This is a genomic window from Apilactobacillus apisilvae (genome assembly GCF_023380225.1).
Lineage (GTDB): Bacteria > Bacillota > Bacilli > Lactobacillales > Lactobacillaceae > Apilactobacillus > Apilactobacillus apisilvae.
In genome coordinates this window covers 1,103,166-1,118,453 of the sequence record NZ_CP093362.1, presented here as the reverse complement: position 1 = coordinate 1,118,453, position 15,288 = coordinate 1,103,166, and the positions used below count along the sequence as shown (strand labels likewise).

The 15,288-nt window shown below is 31.4% G+C and carries 15 protein-coding genes and 2 other annotated features; of the genes, 5 read left to right on the top strand and 10 right to left on the bottom strand.

The genetic code is table 11. From position 1 onward, the window contains the following. Nucleotides 1-169 precede the first annotated feature (169 nt). Nucleotides 170-1,792 (bottom strand): peptide ABC transporter substrate-binding protein, encoded by a 1,623-nt coding sequence (locus MOO46_RS05720; RefSeq protein WP_249510728.1) that lies wholly within the window; start codon nt 1,790-1,792, stop codon nt 170-172. A gap of 197 nt (nt 1,793-1,989) precedes the next feature. Next, nucleotides 1,990-2,243: a binding site (T-box leader), on the bottom strand. Nucleotides 2,244-2,585: 342 nt separating this feature from the next. Between MOO46_RS05720 and MOO46_RS05715 the strand changes: the two genes are divergently transcribed. Continuing rightward, nucleotides 2,586-2,975: a hypothetical protein gene (locus MOO46_RS05715; RefSeq protein ID WP_249510727.1), complete on the top strand. Its 390-nt coding sequence runs from the start codon at nt 2,586-2,588 to the stop codon at nt 2,973-2,975. 41 nt (nt 2,976-3,016) lie between these two features. Here MOO46_RS05715 and MOO46_RS05710 read toward each other — a convergent pair whose 3' ends face one another. Then, nucleotides 3,017-3,364, bottom strand: a complete 348-nt coding sequence (locus MOO46_RS05710) for a DUF1516 family protein (RefSeq protein ID WP_249510726.1) — start codon at nt 3,362-3,364, stop codon at nt 3,017-3,019. A 266-nt stretch (nt 3,365-3,630) separates the two neighbouring features. On the opposite strand from MOO46_RS05710, the gene MOO46_RS05705 reads away from it, so the two are divergent. Then, nucleotides 3,631-4,194: a hypothetical protein gene (locus MOO46_RS05705; RefSeq protein ID WP_249510725.1), complete on the top strand. Its 564-nt coding sequence runs from the start codon at nt 3,631-3,633 to the stop codon at nt 4,192-4,194. A 35-nt stretch (nt 4,195-4,229) separates the two neighbouring features. Here MOO46_RS05705 and MOO46_RS05700 read toward each other — a convergent pair whose 3' ends face one another. Together MOO46_RS05700 and MOO46_RS05695 are read right to left on the bottom strand one after the other, a co-directional pair. Continuing rightward, nucleotides 4,230-4,964 (bottom strand): amino acid ABC transporter ATP-binding protein, encoded by a 735-nt coding sequence (locus tag MOO46_RS05700; RefSeq protein WP_317619366.1) that lies wholly within the window; start codon nt 4,962-4,964, stop codon nt 4,230-4,232. Next, nucleotides 4,948-6,426: an ABC transporter substrate-binding protein/permease gene (locus MOO46_RS05695; protein WP_249510724.1), complete on the bottom strand. Its 1,479-nt coding sequence runs from the start codon at nt 6,424-6,426 to the stop codon at nt 4,948-4,950. Before MOO46_RS05695 ends, MOO46_RS05700 begins: the two co-directional genes overlap by 17 nt. A 312-nt stretch (nt 6,427-6,738) precedes the next feature. Beyond that, nucleotides 6,739-6,962: a binding site (T-box leader), on the bottom strand. A gap of 132 nt (nt 6,963-7,094) precedes the next feature. On the opposite strand from MOO46_RS05695, the gene MOO46_RS05690 reads away from it, so the two are divergent. Beyond that, entirely contained in the window at nt 7,095-7,694 is a 600-nt protein-coding gene (locus tag MOO46_RS05690; protein ID WP_249510723.1) for a hypothetical protein, read from the top strand. A gap of 43 nt (nt 7,695-7,737) precedes the next feature. Here the strand turns inward: MOO46_RS05690 and MOO46_RS05685 are convergent, their stop codons facing one another. From MOO46_RS05685 to MOO46_RS05675, 3 genes are read right to left on the bottom strand one after another with little or no spacing between them, the layout of a single operon-like run. Continuing rightward, entirely contained in the window at nt 7,738-9,060 is a 1,323-nt protein-coding gene (locus tag MOO46_RS05685; protein ID WP_249510722.1) for a C1 family peptidase, read from the bottom strand. Between the two features lie 19 nt (nt 9,061-9,079). Beyond that, complete coding sequence (locus MOO46_RS05680) at nt 9,080-10,390, bottom strand: C1 family peptidase (protein ID WP_249510721.1); 1,311 nt, start codon at nt 10,388-10,390, stop codon at nt 9,080-9,082. A gap of 60 nt (nt 10,391-10,450) precedes the next feature. Further along, nucleotides 10,451-11,806: an aspartate aminotransferase family protein gene (locus tag MOO46_RS05675; protein WP_249510720.1), complete on the bottom strand. Its 1,356-nt coding sequence runs from the start codon at nt 11,804-11,806 to the stop codon at nt 10,451-10,453. A gap of 190 nt (nt 11,807-11,996) precedes the next feature. On the opposite strand from MOO46_RS05675, the gene MOO46_RS05670 reads away from it, so the two are divergent. Continuing rightward, nucleotides 11,997-12,329 (top strand): hypothetical protein, encoded by a 333-nt coding sequence (locus tag MOO46_RS05670; protein ID WP_249510719.1) that lies wholly within the window; start codon nt 11,997-11,999, stop codon nt 12,327-12,329. Between the two features lie 20 nt (nt 12,330-12,349). Here MOO46_RS05670 and lepB (MOO46_RS05665) read toward each other — a convergent pair whose 3' ends face one another. Together lepB (MOO46_RS05665) and lepB (MOO46_RS05660) are read right to left on the bottom strand one after the other, a co-directional pair. Then, a complete protein-coding gene (gene lepB / locus MOO46_RS05665; RefSeq protein ID WP_249510718.1) occupies nt 12,350-12,964 on the bottom strand; it encodes a signal peptidase I in 615 nt (204 codons plus the stop codon). Nucleotides 12,965-13,085: 121 nt separating this feature from the next. After that, nucleotides 13,086-13,703: a signal peptidase I gene (gene lepB / locus MOO46_RS05660; protein ID WP_249510717.1), complete on the bottom strand. Its 618-nt coding sequence runs from the start codon at nt 13,701-13,703 to the stop codon at nt 13,086-13,088. A gap of 126 nt (nt 13,704-13,829) precedes the next feature. On the opposite strand from lepB (MOO46_RS05660), the gene MOO46_RS05655 reads away from it, so the two are divergent. Next, nucleotides 13,830-14,675 (top strand): aldo/keto reductase, encoded by an 846-nt coding sequence (locus MOO46_RS05655; protein ID WP_249511714.1) that lies wholly within the window; start codon nt 13,830-13,832, stop codon nt 14,673-14,675. A 39-nt stretch (nt 14,676-14,714) separates the two neighbouring features. Here the strand turns inward: MOO46_RS05655 and MOO46_RS05650 are convergent, their stop codons facing one another. Further along, a complete protein-coding gene (locus MOO46_RS05650; RefSeq protein WP_249510716.1) occupies nt 14,715-15,266 on the bottom strand; it encodes a sugar O-acetyltransferase in 552 nt (183 codons plus the stop codon). Nucleotides 15,267-15,288: the final 22 nt, after the last annotated feature.

The following is a 15,288-nucleotide window of genomic DNA, read 5'->3' as shown; positions in this document are numbered from 1 at the left end:
TCCCCCAATAATATGTAGCGATCATCCAATGAAGAAACCAGTTATCATGCTAACTTTTTCATTGGAGATCGACTTTTATAAATTTTCTGACTAGTTACGATTCGCATTTTTTAAAACCATAATGTCATGTTTCATAAAATCATCTCCTTTAAATAAAATATTTTAATGTCTAGTTATTAGTATGAACATATCTAAAGTCATAGTTTCCACCACTTGGGTAGTAGTTAACTCCTTGAACCCGGTTCTTCAAAACTTGTGGACTTACCAATTGGTATAGTGGAACAACTGCTTGATCATTTAACATAACCTTTTGTGCTTTCACCATATCATTCCAACGTTTACCATAATTATTAGCATCAGCTGTAGTAGCCTTTTGCATTAGACTGTCATATTGTGAGTTGCTCCAACCACCATGATTGTAGCCATTGTTAGTCGTCATTAAGCTCATAAAACTAACTGGATCTGGAAAATCAGCAATCCATGCACCCACAGTTACGTCAAAATCACCCTTTTCAGTTCTTGAAGTAGCAACTTTGGCGGGAACATTGACATCGTTAATTGTTAAGCCTGGTAATTTTTGTAATTCACTTTGTAGAAATTCAGTCATGGTCTTAGAATCAGAAGTATCATCAGATAAAATTGAAAGTGTTAATTTATCTTGGCCAACTTGTTTCATTCCTTTAGCAAATAATTGTTTAGCTTCTTTCAAATTATTTTGAACTGCTGATGAAACATATCCATCGTCGGTAAAGTCTTTACCTTGATATTTGGCCATATCAGATGCGACAAATCCTTTTGCAGGAACCGAACCATTTCCTAAAACATTATTAGTTAATTCGTTACGATTAATTGCCAATGATAGTGCTTTTCTAACATTCACATTTTTTAGTGCTGGAACTTTCTTTTGATTCATTTCTAAATAAAATGTTCCGGCTTCTTTTCTAGCATGATATTCAGAATTACCTTTGAAACTGGATACTTGGCTTTTTCCACTTAATTGCATTTCATCTAATTTACCACTTTGATATTGATCTAAAGCAGTTTGTGAATCTTTGGCAACACTAAAGTTCATCTTTGACAATTTAGTATTATTTTTATCCCAGTAATATGGGTTTTTAACTAATTGCCAATTATCGTTAGTACCATTCCAGCCTTTAACTTGAAATGCTCCATTGTACAATTGCTTATCACTATTAGTTGCATATCCTTGGCCATATTTGTTAACTTCAGCCTGACTTTGTGGATAGGTTGGTGGCATGGTAGCTACATATTTGAAGTAAGTTTGTGGTTTGTCTAAATTCACAACAAATTTATAATCGCCTTCAGCCTTAACTCCTAAACTGGAAACTGGCATTTTTCCTTTTGAGACTGCCCCAGCATTATGTACATTATCAAATAAGTATTGGTAAGCAGCTGCTGTCTTTGGATTAACACTTCTTTGGAATCCATAGACAAAGTCTTTAGCCGTAACTGCAGTTCCATTACTCCATTTTGAATGTCTTAAGTTAAAAGTATATGTTTTTCCATCTTTAGAAACGTGATAACTCTTGGCAACCCCAGGAACTACCTTACTATCTTTCGTCATTACTAGTAGTCCTTGATTAGAATTGTTTAAAGTAACATCACTAACTTGATCAACTAATTTTGATTGATCCAAAGTTAATAAATTCGTTGGTTCTGACATATTAACTTCATTTTTTGGTGCCGAACTATTATTTTGATTACCACAAGCAGCTAAACCTAATGCTGACATTGCAGTTAATGCTAATACTGATAATTTTGCTTTCTTCATTTTAAATCCCCCAAGTATTAGGACTTTTCCGATGAAGAAGCTTTTTATCTTAGTTCAATCTTCACCGGAAGCCTAATTTTATAAATTTCATAACTATTTACGATTCGCATTTTTAAAAATCATAATATTGTGTTTCATAAAATCATCTCCCTAAAATTTATGTATAAAAAAAGCGCCCCATATTTCGCATACACGAAATAAAGGGCGCTTGCGCGCGGTACCACCTTTTGTTATACCGTTTTTAAATTCATTTATAATATGGCAAAACGATATCACTCAAACAAACCTGTTGATTTGCAGATTCAATAATGGGAATTCCCAGCCCAGACTACTTAATTTGCCTGGCAGCTAATAGATGATTTTCATCCTTACACTCCTTAATTCCTTGCACCAAACGGAATCTCTCTAGAAATTCATGTAAAAATTACTCTTTCTATTTCAACGCTTTTATATATATTTATTTGCCAACAATTAGAATTCTAATCCTTTTATCATTTTTGTCAAACATATTTCAGAAAATTAAATTAATGATTGGATAAGTAATTCATTTAAAAAGCTTTAATGTTAGTAATTTAGAGTATCTAAAATTTTTTTCAAATTTAATTTGTTTAGATATTAAAATACTAATTTTGCATTTAATTACACATATGTGAGATAATACTATTTAAATTATTTTCATAGATAATAATTTTTATGACATTTCAGAATAAAACTAAAAGCATAACATTAATATATTTATGTTATATAATATATAAAATGATTGCTATTTGATTTAGGAGAGGATTTTAAAAAGATGTCAGATATAAAATTAAGACCTATTTTAAATGAATGGGCACAAGATTATAGTGATGAAATTGTAGATTTAGATGATGTTAGAAAACAATTATCTACTGAACAATTTGATGACTTCATGAAACAAGTAAAAGGCCTTGATTTATTAACTAATACTGAGGCATATAAGATTATTTATGATGCTGCTAAGAATGATCTTGAACTAAATCACATTGATGATTTAGAAAATCGTACAACTCAATTAAGAAGATTAATTGAATTATGTGGAGAATACCAAGAAACACCTAAGTTTGTGTTATTTGCTAACATGTTTACACGTGCTGGTGTATCAACTGATGATACTTTTGCTCGTTTAACATATACAGAATTAGCATTACAAGATTTTGAATAAATAAAAAAGAGCATCCATTAATTTGGATGCTCTTTATTTTGTTAAATAAAAGGACGACCACCAGCTGTAATTAGACCAATTATAAATAATAAAATTAATGCAATGAATAAGCTAATTACCATCCATTTAGTCAAACGGCCCTTTGTTTTTTCAGCAAAAGTCATTTCTAGCATTCCAATGAACAATAATGCTGCCAAAACTTTCAAAATAGCCAATAATGGGTCACGACTATATGCTTTAAAAAATAAAACTATCCCCGTAATTAAAAACACAAGATAGGTTACTCGACTAATCATCATGTAAATTTTGAAGTTATTTTGTTTGAATACAGATAACGAGATTAATATAACCAAAATAATTGCAAATACTAAATGAATCCATAAATACATATTAAACATTTCTCCTCTTAAATAAAGAATTATAAGTCTATAATTATATTGTACATCAATTTTAAAAATCAAAAAGTAATCGATAACTGCTTTATTGAATTATTTTTGATATATTAATTATTTAGAAGGAAGGTGATATTATTAATTACGATGAATTTACCGCAAAAAGACTTGTAAGGCCTTATGTTCGCCAATATTTAAAAGGATTAAACACAGGTAACGTAAGCCAATTAGAGTTAATTAATTTTCAAGATTACTTATTTAAAATGTATAAAAATGGTAATTTAAATGAAAGTCAGGCTTTATATGTGGCTGAAGATTATTTACCACATGAGCTTTATGAAGAAACCAAACATAAAATCCAAGATTATGGATATAAACAAAGGCGTCGTGAAGATATTGATAACTATCTTCGATTATGGTTTATCTTATCCACTGGAATTGTTTTATTTGGAATTATTTTTGGGATAGCATCTTTTGCCACATATGAAAATTTTACAGATCGAAAAGTTATTTTATTCTTTTTAATATCATCTAATTTACCAATTGCAATCTTTTTATTAAATAATATTATTAATAAAACTTTATACCGATTAAGTTATTCTAAAACACTAACCACATTTATTATTCCAATCATTTTTGGAATTGCAACAATGAGCTATCGAAAATATTTTCCGCAATTAAGCTTTCATAAATATCGTGAAAATGATGTCATTATTTTGATATCAGTTACGATGACCTTTTTATTGGCAGTTATTTTTTTAAATGTTCTATCATTTATTAGTAAGAAACTTAAAAATTATTATGCCAAAAGAGGACAAGATGACTAAAAAAGACTAGATTCTAATAATCCAGTCTTTTTTATTTATATCATTTTACTTAAAAATCTTTTTGCATTATCAGTTTTTGGATGTTCAAAAAATCCTTCAGGTGTTTGTTGTTCTTGAATTTTACCGTCATCCATAAACCAAATTTGATTTGATACATTTTTCGCAAATTCCATTTCGTGGGTAACAATAATCATTGTCATGTCTTGTTGCGCAAGTTCTTTCATTACATTCAGAACTTCTCCAACTTTTTCAGGATCTAATGCTGAAGTCGGTTCATCGAAAAGAATTACTTCAGGATCCATAGCCAATGCCCTAACAATTGCCACCCGTTGAGATTGGCCACCAGATAAACTAGCTGGATAAGCAGCCGCTTTATTATCTAAACCGACTGTTTTAAGTAGGTCATGCGCTTTATTTTCAGCCGCTTCTTTGGTCATTCCTTTAACTTTAATTGGTGCTAAAGTAATATTATCCAAAATCGTTTTATTTTCGAATAAGTTGAATCCTTGAAATACCATTCCAATTTTAGTTCTTAACTTAGTTAATTCTTTAGGTGAGCTCGTTACTAAGTCCTCCCCATTCAAAATAATTTTTCCAGAAGTTGGTTCCCCCAACATATTAATACAACGCAGGAAAGTACTCTTACCAGCACCAGAAGGCCCTAACAATGAAATTACATCACCCTTATGAACTTCAGCATCTAAATTACTAAAAATGACATTATCTTTAAATTTTTTGGTTAAATTTTCAATTTTAATCATTGGTTCCATGGCTAAACTTCCCTTCAAAGTATTTCATAATTCTAGAAATGGTAAATGTAATAACAAAGTAGATTACCATAATAATTGCGATGGGAGCGACTCCTTTATAACTATCTGCTTGAACGGCTCTCATTTGATACATCAATTCACCAACGCCAATTACTGATGCTAATGAACTATCTTTAATCAAAGTCACTAACTCGTTACCAAGTGCTGGCCAAATATTTTTAAAAGCTTGTGGTAAGACGATGTATCTCATTGACTGTTTACTAGATAATCCTAAGGATAACGCTGCTTCATTTTGACCAGTTGAAATTGAGGTAATTCCACCTCTAATAATTTCTGCGACATAGGCTCCAGAGTTAATTGAAATTGCAATAATTCCAGCAGTCAAAGCTGGGACATTCACAATTGCGCCTAAACCAAAGTAAACGAACATGATTTGAACTAGCTGAGGAGTCCCTCTGATAAATTCAATATAACAAACAGCAATTGCATGTAGTAACCAATTATTGCTTAATCTCATTAGTGCAAAAATAACACCTAGAATAATACCAAAGATAACTGCAATTACTGAGATTAAAATTGTATTTTTAATTCCTTCAATAAAGAAATCTTTGTATTGCCACATCGAGTTAGCCGTTGATTGATTTTTATTATCAGGCATTTTATTAATTGCTGCCGGTATAAAATTTTTAGTATATTGATTATTTTTTTGTAAGTTACTAATAGTTTTATTGGCCGAATTAACTAATGAATCCGCACCTTTAGCAAAAGCAATGTTATTATCAGAATCACCTGAATGTAATCCGGATGAAATAGTCATAATTCCACTATTGTGATTAGCATAGGCTTGGGCAACTGATTGATCCATCGCAACAGCTGCAATTTTATTTGTCTTTAAAGCCATGATTAAATCATTAGCATTTTCCATTCCCTTAGTTGTAACATCAGGTAGTTTTTTCATCGAATCATATTGAACCGAACCAACTTGTGCACCTACTGATTTATTTTTTAAATCATGATAACTTTTAATTTTATTTTTATCATTTTTATTAATAATTAGTCCGGTTCCTGATCTATAGTAGCTATTGGAAAAGCTAACACTTTTGGCTCTTTGTGGAGTTTTATTTAGTCCAGCAATTACCATATCTACTTTATTAGTTTGTAAACCGACCAATAACGAATCAAATCCCATAGATTTAACTTGTAATTTCACGCCCATGTTTTTAGCAATTTGCTGTCCCAATTGGATATCAGCACCTTCTATTTTATTTTGACCATTTTGGTTAGCCAAAAATTCATATGGCGGATAATCTGGAGAAGTCCCCATGACCAATGCACCCTTCTTCTTAATATTTGCTAAATAGTTATCATTAGTGCTAGCAGCATGCACATTTTCAGTACCTAAAATACCTAATATTCCAACAAAAAAAATAAATATAATTGCAATAAATTTAAAATGTTTCATGTGAAACAATCCTTTCTTAATAAAATAAAAAACGCCCACTTGGATATAATCCAAGAGGACGTCTAAACGCGGTGCCACCTCAATTTTTAGTATTTTCACAAATACTAACTTAAGAAGTTATAAAAACTTCAAGCGTTAACGCAGCTAACGTAATTTTTACTTAGTTCAAAATTCAGCTTACAGATACGATTTAATTATCATTATCTTTAGCTCTCATCACTGCTAAATTTTCTGTAAATAATTGGATAAATAAAATTTCTGTCGATGCTTTTATATATTTAATTGGATAAAAAAGTCCTCTTGGAATAAATCCAAGAGGACGAATAAATCGTGGTGCCACCTCAATTTCTAGTATTTTCACAAATACTAGCTCAAGAAGTTATAAAACTTCAGCTGTTAACGCAGGCTAACGATTTTTTCTACTCATTTCGAAAAATGACTCTCAGGTACGATTTAATAATGATATTACTTAGTCTCACTACCCTAAGCTTTCTGTAGAATATCGATTAATTAAAATTCCTGTTCAACGTCTTGTTTAATTGTTGAATATCATATAATGATATTCTGAGAAATGCAAGTATTTTTTAATTTAATTTTAATTTATATCTTTAAGTTATGACTTTTGGTGATATAATTTAATTGTAATACATATTTCGGAGGATAATTATATGAATTTTAAAAAAGCCATCACAATGACTGCTTGTGCTGCAATGATTGGCACTAGCTTTTCATTAGTTAGTTCACTAAATGAAAATGGAGCAATGAATGCACATGCATATTCAATGAAACTAAGTAATAAACAGTTTAACTCTGATATGAATGCTGCAACAAAAGCCGCATCTCATCTTGGAAGTACTTATAATTTTGATAATAGCAATGTAGAAGCAATGAAAAATTCTGGAATGCTTGCATACACTAATTATTATAATAGTTTTCCAGCATTACTAAATAGTGCATACGGAAACGCTAGTTTAAGTGGACTTAACGCCGTCAAAGATTTATATCATCACTTCTATAATCGTTTTGATACTAAGACAAAAATGGAACTATCATCATATTACCATGCTGCAACACCCAATAATTTTTCTGATTTAGCTTCTAGTTTAAGTAATGACATTAAAAACTGGGCCGCTAATTACGATGGAGTTGCCGCACCAGTGAAAAACAACAATAATAAAACTTCAAATCATAAGACTACCAATAATAAAAAACATTCTCACAAAAATAGTCATGCTAAAAAACATCATTCAAAAAAAGATAAAAAATAACAAAAAATAAGCTGCCAAATGGCAACTTATTTTTTATACAAATTTATTCTAATGAATCCCAAGGTTTCAATTCAATTGGAGCTTGGTTCAACATTGCTTTTTGTTTTTCTGATAGATATTTCTTGTTTACAACAATTTCATATACATAGTCATTCATCCAGCTATCGTCCATGGTGTAATAACCATCAAAACCGTTTTTGGCCCCCCATGAGTTTTCCATCTTCCAACGACGTGGCTTATCATCAACTAAATCCACACCAGTTAGAGCAGTTGCATGTGAAACTTCGGCATCATGATATTCAAAACGATCTTTCTTATTCATTGATAAGTCAATGTTAAATAAATCAGCATAACGATATAAATTAGAATCTAAATAACCCGCTTTACGTTCGGATTGTTGAGCAATATCATTTGAAATCCAAACAGCTTGGCCATCTTTCAATTGCGAAATTGATGCTTGTTTCAAGTCATCCATTGGTAAGTTTAAGAATTCAATATTACGACCGCCAACCACGTTATCTTGAGCACTCATACTATATACTTTTTCATAATCTTTATCAGGTGAATTACTTAAAACAACATAATCATCTAGATCAACATCTGAGAAGTATTTATCAAAGAATGCTTTGGGTGTTAAATCACGATCAATATGGTATTTTTTCTTATCATCACGGTATTCAAAATCAAATGTTTCACGTGGAACACCTAATGAATAAGCAGTAATTCGATAAACTTCAGATAACATTTGGTTACGTGCTTCTTTAATATCTTCATCACTAACGCCGTCATTAATCATATTTCTTAGTTTCATTGCATCTTGGCGTAACTTGTAATTTAAAACAGTATTTAAATCATTTGTATTTTCTGAAACTGCAGATTCTGGAAATTCGCTCTTAGGCATCACACCATATTTTTGAACTAGTGATACTGCCATGGCCCATTGACCACCATCAGTACCAGGACCGGCTAAATAAAATTCAACCGTTCGGTCATCTACTGGTTTCCCTGCCGTAGCAATAATGTTGTCATAAAAGATATTGGCACGTTCAATTTTATCCCAGAAAAATAAATAATTTTGGGACATTTCAAAATCTTTAACACCATACTTTTTACCAAATTCATGTTTTAAAGTATTTAATAAAGCAAACATCCAGCAACGACCAGATTGTTTTTGATTAGAAACCTTACCCGTTTCAACTTCAACTGAAAAAACGGGATTCATTCTAATTTTGCTGTCGGCATCGCGAGCAACATTATTGATCCCATTTTGTGTAACAGCTCGTTCTAACATTTCGTTTTCTGGATTACTTTGATAATCTTTTCTTAAACTGTTTAAATAATCCATACTTAATTTTGAATCATTCATTAATTACACGCTCCTATCATTATTCCCAAGGTTTTAGTACAACTGGTTCTTGGTCTAGTAATTGACGTTGTTCATCAGTTAAGTACTTCTTATTAACAATTACTTCGTCGACGTAAGCATCCATCCAATTATCTGCCATCACAAAGTAACCTTTTTCACCAACTTTTTCACCCCATGAATTTTCAACTTTCCATTGAGTGGGTTTTCCATCGACTAAATCTACACCCGTTAAGGTCATAGCATGATTTGAAAGACTATCTAGATGAGCATATTTTTGCCCCTTTGTCATATCCATATCAATATCAAATAGTTGATCATAGTGATATAAGTTAGCATCTAAAATACCAGCTTTACGATCTGATTGAGCAGTTACATCATTAGCAAACCAAATTGTTTCGCCATCTTTTAATTGGGAAATTGCAGTTTCTTTCAAAACATCCATTGGCATGTTTAAAAATCCAACATGTTTACCACCAACTACGTTGTCAGAAGCTGGATTAATATAATTTTTATTAAATTCCTTGTTAGGTGCGTTTTCAATAACTACATAATCATCTAAGTTAACTTCAAAGTATTTATCAAAAAATTCTTTAGGTGTAATCCCTTTATCAATATGGTATTTTTTATTGTCATCACGGTATTCAAAGTCAAATGTTTCATGTGGAACACCACATGCATAACCAGCAATTCTAAAGATTTCTTTCAACATTTCATCACGTTTATTAGCGATATCTTCATCAGAAGCACCTGAATTAACCATGTCACGTAAAATTTTCCCGTCACGACGCATTGTTAAATTAAGTACATCATTCAAGTTAGAAGTATCATTAGTAACTTTGCTTTCTGGAAAAGCAGAAGTAGGCATCACACCATACTTTTGAACCAAAGCAACTGCCATGGCCCATTCACCACCGTCACTACCTGGTCCATCCAAATAAGTGCGAACTTCACGGTCATCAACAGGCTTACTTGCAGTCGCAATCATGTTATCAAAAAAGATATTAGCACGTTCAACTTTATCCCAAAAGAATAAATAACTTTGTGATAATTCAAAATCTTTTACATCATATCTTTTAGCGAAATCATGTTTTAAATTATTTAATAAAGCAAATAACCAGCAACGTCCGGAATGTTTTTGATCAGAAACTTTACCAGTATTCACTTCAACTGAGAATGTCCGATTTAACTTTCCTTTAACAGTATTATCTTTCGCAGTATTATTAATTCCATTTTGCATGATTGATCTTTGGATTACTTTTGCGCGAGGATATTTAGCATATTGTTCTCGCATTGCATCAAAATCTTGTTTAGTTAGTTTTGAATCAGCCATAAATAGACCTCCAATTATTTTCTTTAATTTATAGGTTATCACACGAAAAAATTTTTGAAACTAATCTGCACTCCAACCAATTTTAGCATCAAATGCAATTTTACCAGCTTCTTCATCTTGCATAGCCTGTTCCATAATATCAAACGCCTGATGAAGTTCTTCTTTCGTAATGACCAAAGGTGGTTGAAAGCGTAAAATATTTCCCCTGACGGTAATCATAACAACACCTAGTTCGAACATTCTATAAATGAGTTTTGTTGCGATATCTGTATCAGCTTTTTGGTTTTTGGGATTAACAATATCAATCCCACCATCTAAACCATACATCCTCACGTCACCGACAAAATCAAATTTAGCATGCATTTCATCAAAAAATTTCTTAGCTTCTAGCCCTAAATCATGACTACGTTGTAATAAATGTTCATCTTCAATCACATCGAGAGTAGCTAAAGAAGCTGCCGTTGTGACAGGGTTCCCAGCTGTTGTATAAACATTAGCTGGAGCAGATAGTGAATCCATAATTTCTTTTTTACCAATAACTGCACTCAAAGGTAACCCTGAAGCCAATGATTTCCCAACTGACATTAAATCAGGTTCAAGTCCTGGAAAGTTTTGAATTGACCACCATTTACCGGTCCGGCCCATCCCTTGATTTACTTCATCCACGGCAAACAAAATGCCATGTTCATGCGCAAATTGATAAACCTTTTCTAAGTACTTGGTGGGTGCTTTAACAATCCCACCATCACCTTGAATTGGCTCAACCAAAATGACAGCAACTTCATCAGCCGGAACATAGGTTTCAAAAGGTAATTTAAATTCATCAAACATCCGATCGATGAATTCATCTTCATTTTCATAATTACGACGATACCATGGACTTGGAAATGGTACTTTGTAAAAGCCATCCATTAGTGGTCCCATTTTACGACTCATATTCAAACTCACAGCAGAAGCACTCATTGATCCATAAGTGGAACCATGATATGCTCCGGTAAAACTAACGACATTCGAACGACCTGTATAACCGCGAGCAAATTTAATTAAAGCATCATTAGCATCTGAACCAGAATTACCCCAAGCCAGTTTAACTGGTCCTTCAATTGGTGATAAATCAGTTAATCTTTTTGATAATTTAGCAGCTGGAACATTAGCAAAATAAGCCGGTGTATATTGCAGTAATTTTTGAGCTTGCTTAGTAATTGCATCAACAATATGTGGATGTGAATGTCCAGTATTAGTTGCGGAGGCGCTTGCTAATAAATCTATGTATTTTTTCCCATCAACATCAGTCAAGATGGCACCTTTTCCTGATTCAATTACCAAATCAAAATATTTAATTCTTGCTGCATTTGATAATGATTGGCTTTCATCTTTTAGAATTTTTTTATTATCTGACAAATTATAACACCTCATTTAATTCTAATTATTTTCTAATTTTTATTGTTTTAAATTATATGAGTTGTTAAATTGGTTGTCAACATGTGGAAAACTTTGTTTCATTAAGTTTAGATTAAATTTATAAAAAGGAATTGATATTTTTAAGATTACTGGTAAATTATAGTTAGTTATGTTTTATAGATTTTTTTGGGGGAATACTTTTAAAATGAAGAGACTATTATTTGTCTTATCCTTATTTTCTATCGTAGCTGTTGGAATGATTATGAATGAATCATCGGCATCAGCTAATAATATGTATACTAACCGTAATGACTATACGAATGTCTATAAGTTTGTTTTTAACAATCGTGGCAATCGTATGATTCATTTTCACAATTATAAGCGACTAGGTAAATTTTCATTGGGTCGTCATATTAGATTTAATGGTAATCATTATTGCTATATACAAAAAGTTGATGGCTATGTTCCTACTAATCAACTAAAAAAAGTGTATGAAGCTCGCAATAAAAATATTATAATAAAAAACCACTTTGCTTAGTTGCAAAGTGGTTTTTATCATTACTTAGATAAATCATTAATGTTGTGACGAGAAGTTGAGTTAGTCGACCATGGAAATGTATGGGCAACTCCAAGAATTTTATCTTGATCAACAAATCCCCAATAACGACTATCATTAGAAATTGCTCGATTATCACCCATCACAAAATATTTTCCCTTAGGAACAACTGTAGCAGTCTTATTATAAGTCCACTTAGTTTTAGCTAGTTTAGAAATATCCCAGTTTTTAAGATTTTCCCCATTATAATTATATTCAGAACCTTGTTGTTGCTGTTCTTTACTGATGTAATCCTGTTTAACAGGTTTGTCATTAATATACAATTGGTCATCTTTAAATGCTACCTTATCCCCAGGCATTCCAACAACTCTTTTAACATAGTTAATGTCTTGCGTAGCAGTTGGATCTTCACCATGTGCATTAAAAATAATTACACTATTACGTTTAACTTGTGCTTGGCGGAAAACCATAATTTTTTCTTTATTTTCTAGGTTTGGATACATTGAATCACCATCTACATTAGCGGTAGTAACAAAATGATTCAGAATGAAAAATAATATTACCCCAATCACTACATAGATTAAAATACTAAAAGTTTCTTTTACAAATCTATTCATAATTAATACTCCTCATAATTATAATAACATTGTATCACTATTTTAAGTGTTTAAATATTATATATATTTACAAAAAAAGTCATAAATAAAAACACGTTGAATTATTTCAACGTGTTTTTTACTATTCGGCTAAGTCATTAATATTATGGCTAGCTGTTGAATTAGTTGTAAATGGGAATGTATGAACTACACCCAATATCTTATCTTGTTTAACAAAGCCCCAATAACGACTGTCATTAGAAATTGCTCGATTATCACCCATCACAAAATATTCGCCTTTAGGAACAACTGTGGCCGTCTTATTATAAACCCATCTAGTTTTAGATAATGTTGGAATATCCCAATCTTTTAAAACATCACTACCTAGTTTATATTCAGAACCTTGTTGCTGCTGTTGTTTATTAATATAATTTTGTTTAATAGCTTTGTCATTAACGTATAATTGATGATCCTTAAACACAATTTTATCACCAGGCATCCCTATTACTCGCTTAACATAGTCAGTTTTAACGGTTCTAGAAGGATCTTCACCATGTGCATCAAAAACAATAACGCTATTTTTTCTAATTTTTGATTGCTTAGTAACATAAACTCTTTCTTTATTGTGCAAATTAGGATCCATTGAATCACCATCAATGGTAACCATTGCAAAGAAATGTTGAATAACGAAATATATTACTGCAATAATTAAGATATAAATTACAGTACTAAATATCTCTTTTACATATTTATTTTGCATTTTTTAGGTCTCCTTTTTAGTATATAAATATTGTATCATTTATTTAAAATATTATTTGACTTAAACCTAACTTTAAGGTCTATTATAAACCTTGTTTAAATTAAGGAGGAGTTATTTATGACTAATATTAAGAACGTAAAACTAAATAACGATATTTTAATGCCACAAGAAGGTTTTGGTGTTTTCCAAATTCCTGATTACAATGAATGTAAACAAGCCGTCAAAGATGCACTAAGCGTTGGATATCGTGCTTTAGATACTGCCCAAGCCTATCAAAATGAAGCAGCAGTTGGCGATGCCATCGAAGAAAGCGACGTTGATCGAAAAGATATCTTTTTAACTACTAAGGTTTGGATTAGTAATTTTGGCTATCAAAATGCTTTAAATTCAATTAAAGATTCAATGAAAAAATTAAAGACAGATTATTTAGATTTGGTCATTTTACACCAACCATTAAGTGACTATTATGGAGCTTATCGAGCATTAGAAAAACTATACAAAGATGGTAAGATTAGAGCTATTGGTGTATCTAATTTCGATGCATCAAGATATATTGATTTAGTTTCGAATGTTGAAATAAAACCTGCAATCAACCAAATTGAAACACATGTTTTTAATCAACAAAAATTGACAAGAAAATATATGGAAGAACAAGGCACCCAAATTGAATCTTGGGGACCATTAGCAGAAGGTAAGAATAATTTATTCAATAATGAGACTTTGACTAAAATTGGTGAAAATCATGATAAATCAGCTGCTCAAGTTGCATTAAGATTCTTAGTACAAAGCGGTGTGGTTATCATTCCAAAATCAGTCCACATCGAAAGAATGAAACAAAATCTAGAAATTTGGAATTTCGAATTAAATAATGATGAAATTAAAGCAATTGAAGAATTAGATTTAAACACGAGTTTATTTGTTAATTATTCAGATCCCGAATTTATTAAGTCATTGAACTCATTTGATGTATAAATAAAAGCATTGATATTAAATATCAATGCTTTTTTATCATTATAATTCACGAATAACTTTTCCAGGAACTCCAGCAATTAAACTATTGTCTGGAACATCCTTACTAACCACTGCACCAGCAGCAATCACAACATTGTTACCAATCGTAATGCCTGGGGTAATGGTAACGTGACCACCAATCCAAACATCATTACCAATTGTCACGGGAAAAGCTTTTGCTAAGTGTTTTCTTCTACCCTCTGGATCCATTGGATGATTAACAGTATAAATATCAACGTTAGAACCAATCATAACGTGGTTTCCAATTGTAACTTTACCCATACCTAAAACTGTTAAATTATAATTACTGGCAAAATCATTCCCCAAGCGAATGTTCTTACCATAATCAAAATGAATCGGTGCTTGAATTCCAAATCCATCGCCACAAGATCCAATAATAGATTTTATTTTAGCAGTTCTAATTTCATCGTCGGTAGGTGCTAAAGCATTAAATTCCTCACAAGCTCTTGCCGCATGTAACTTACGACTAACAATTTCACTATCAGAATAGCAATACCATTCACCGTTATCTGCTTTTTCGATTTCTTTCATTGATAATTCCTCTTTTCGACAC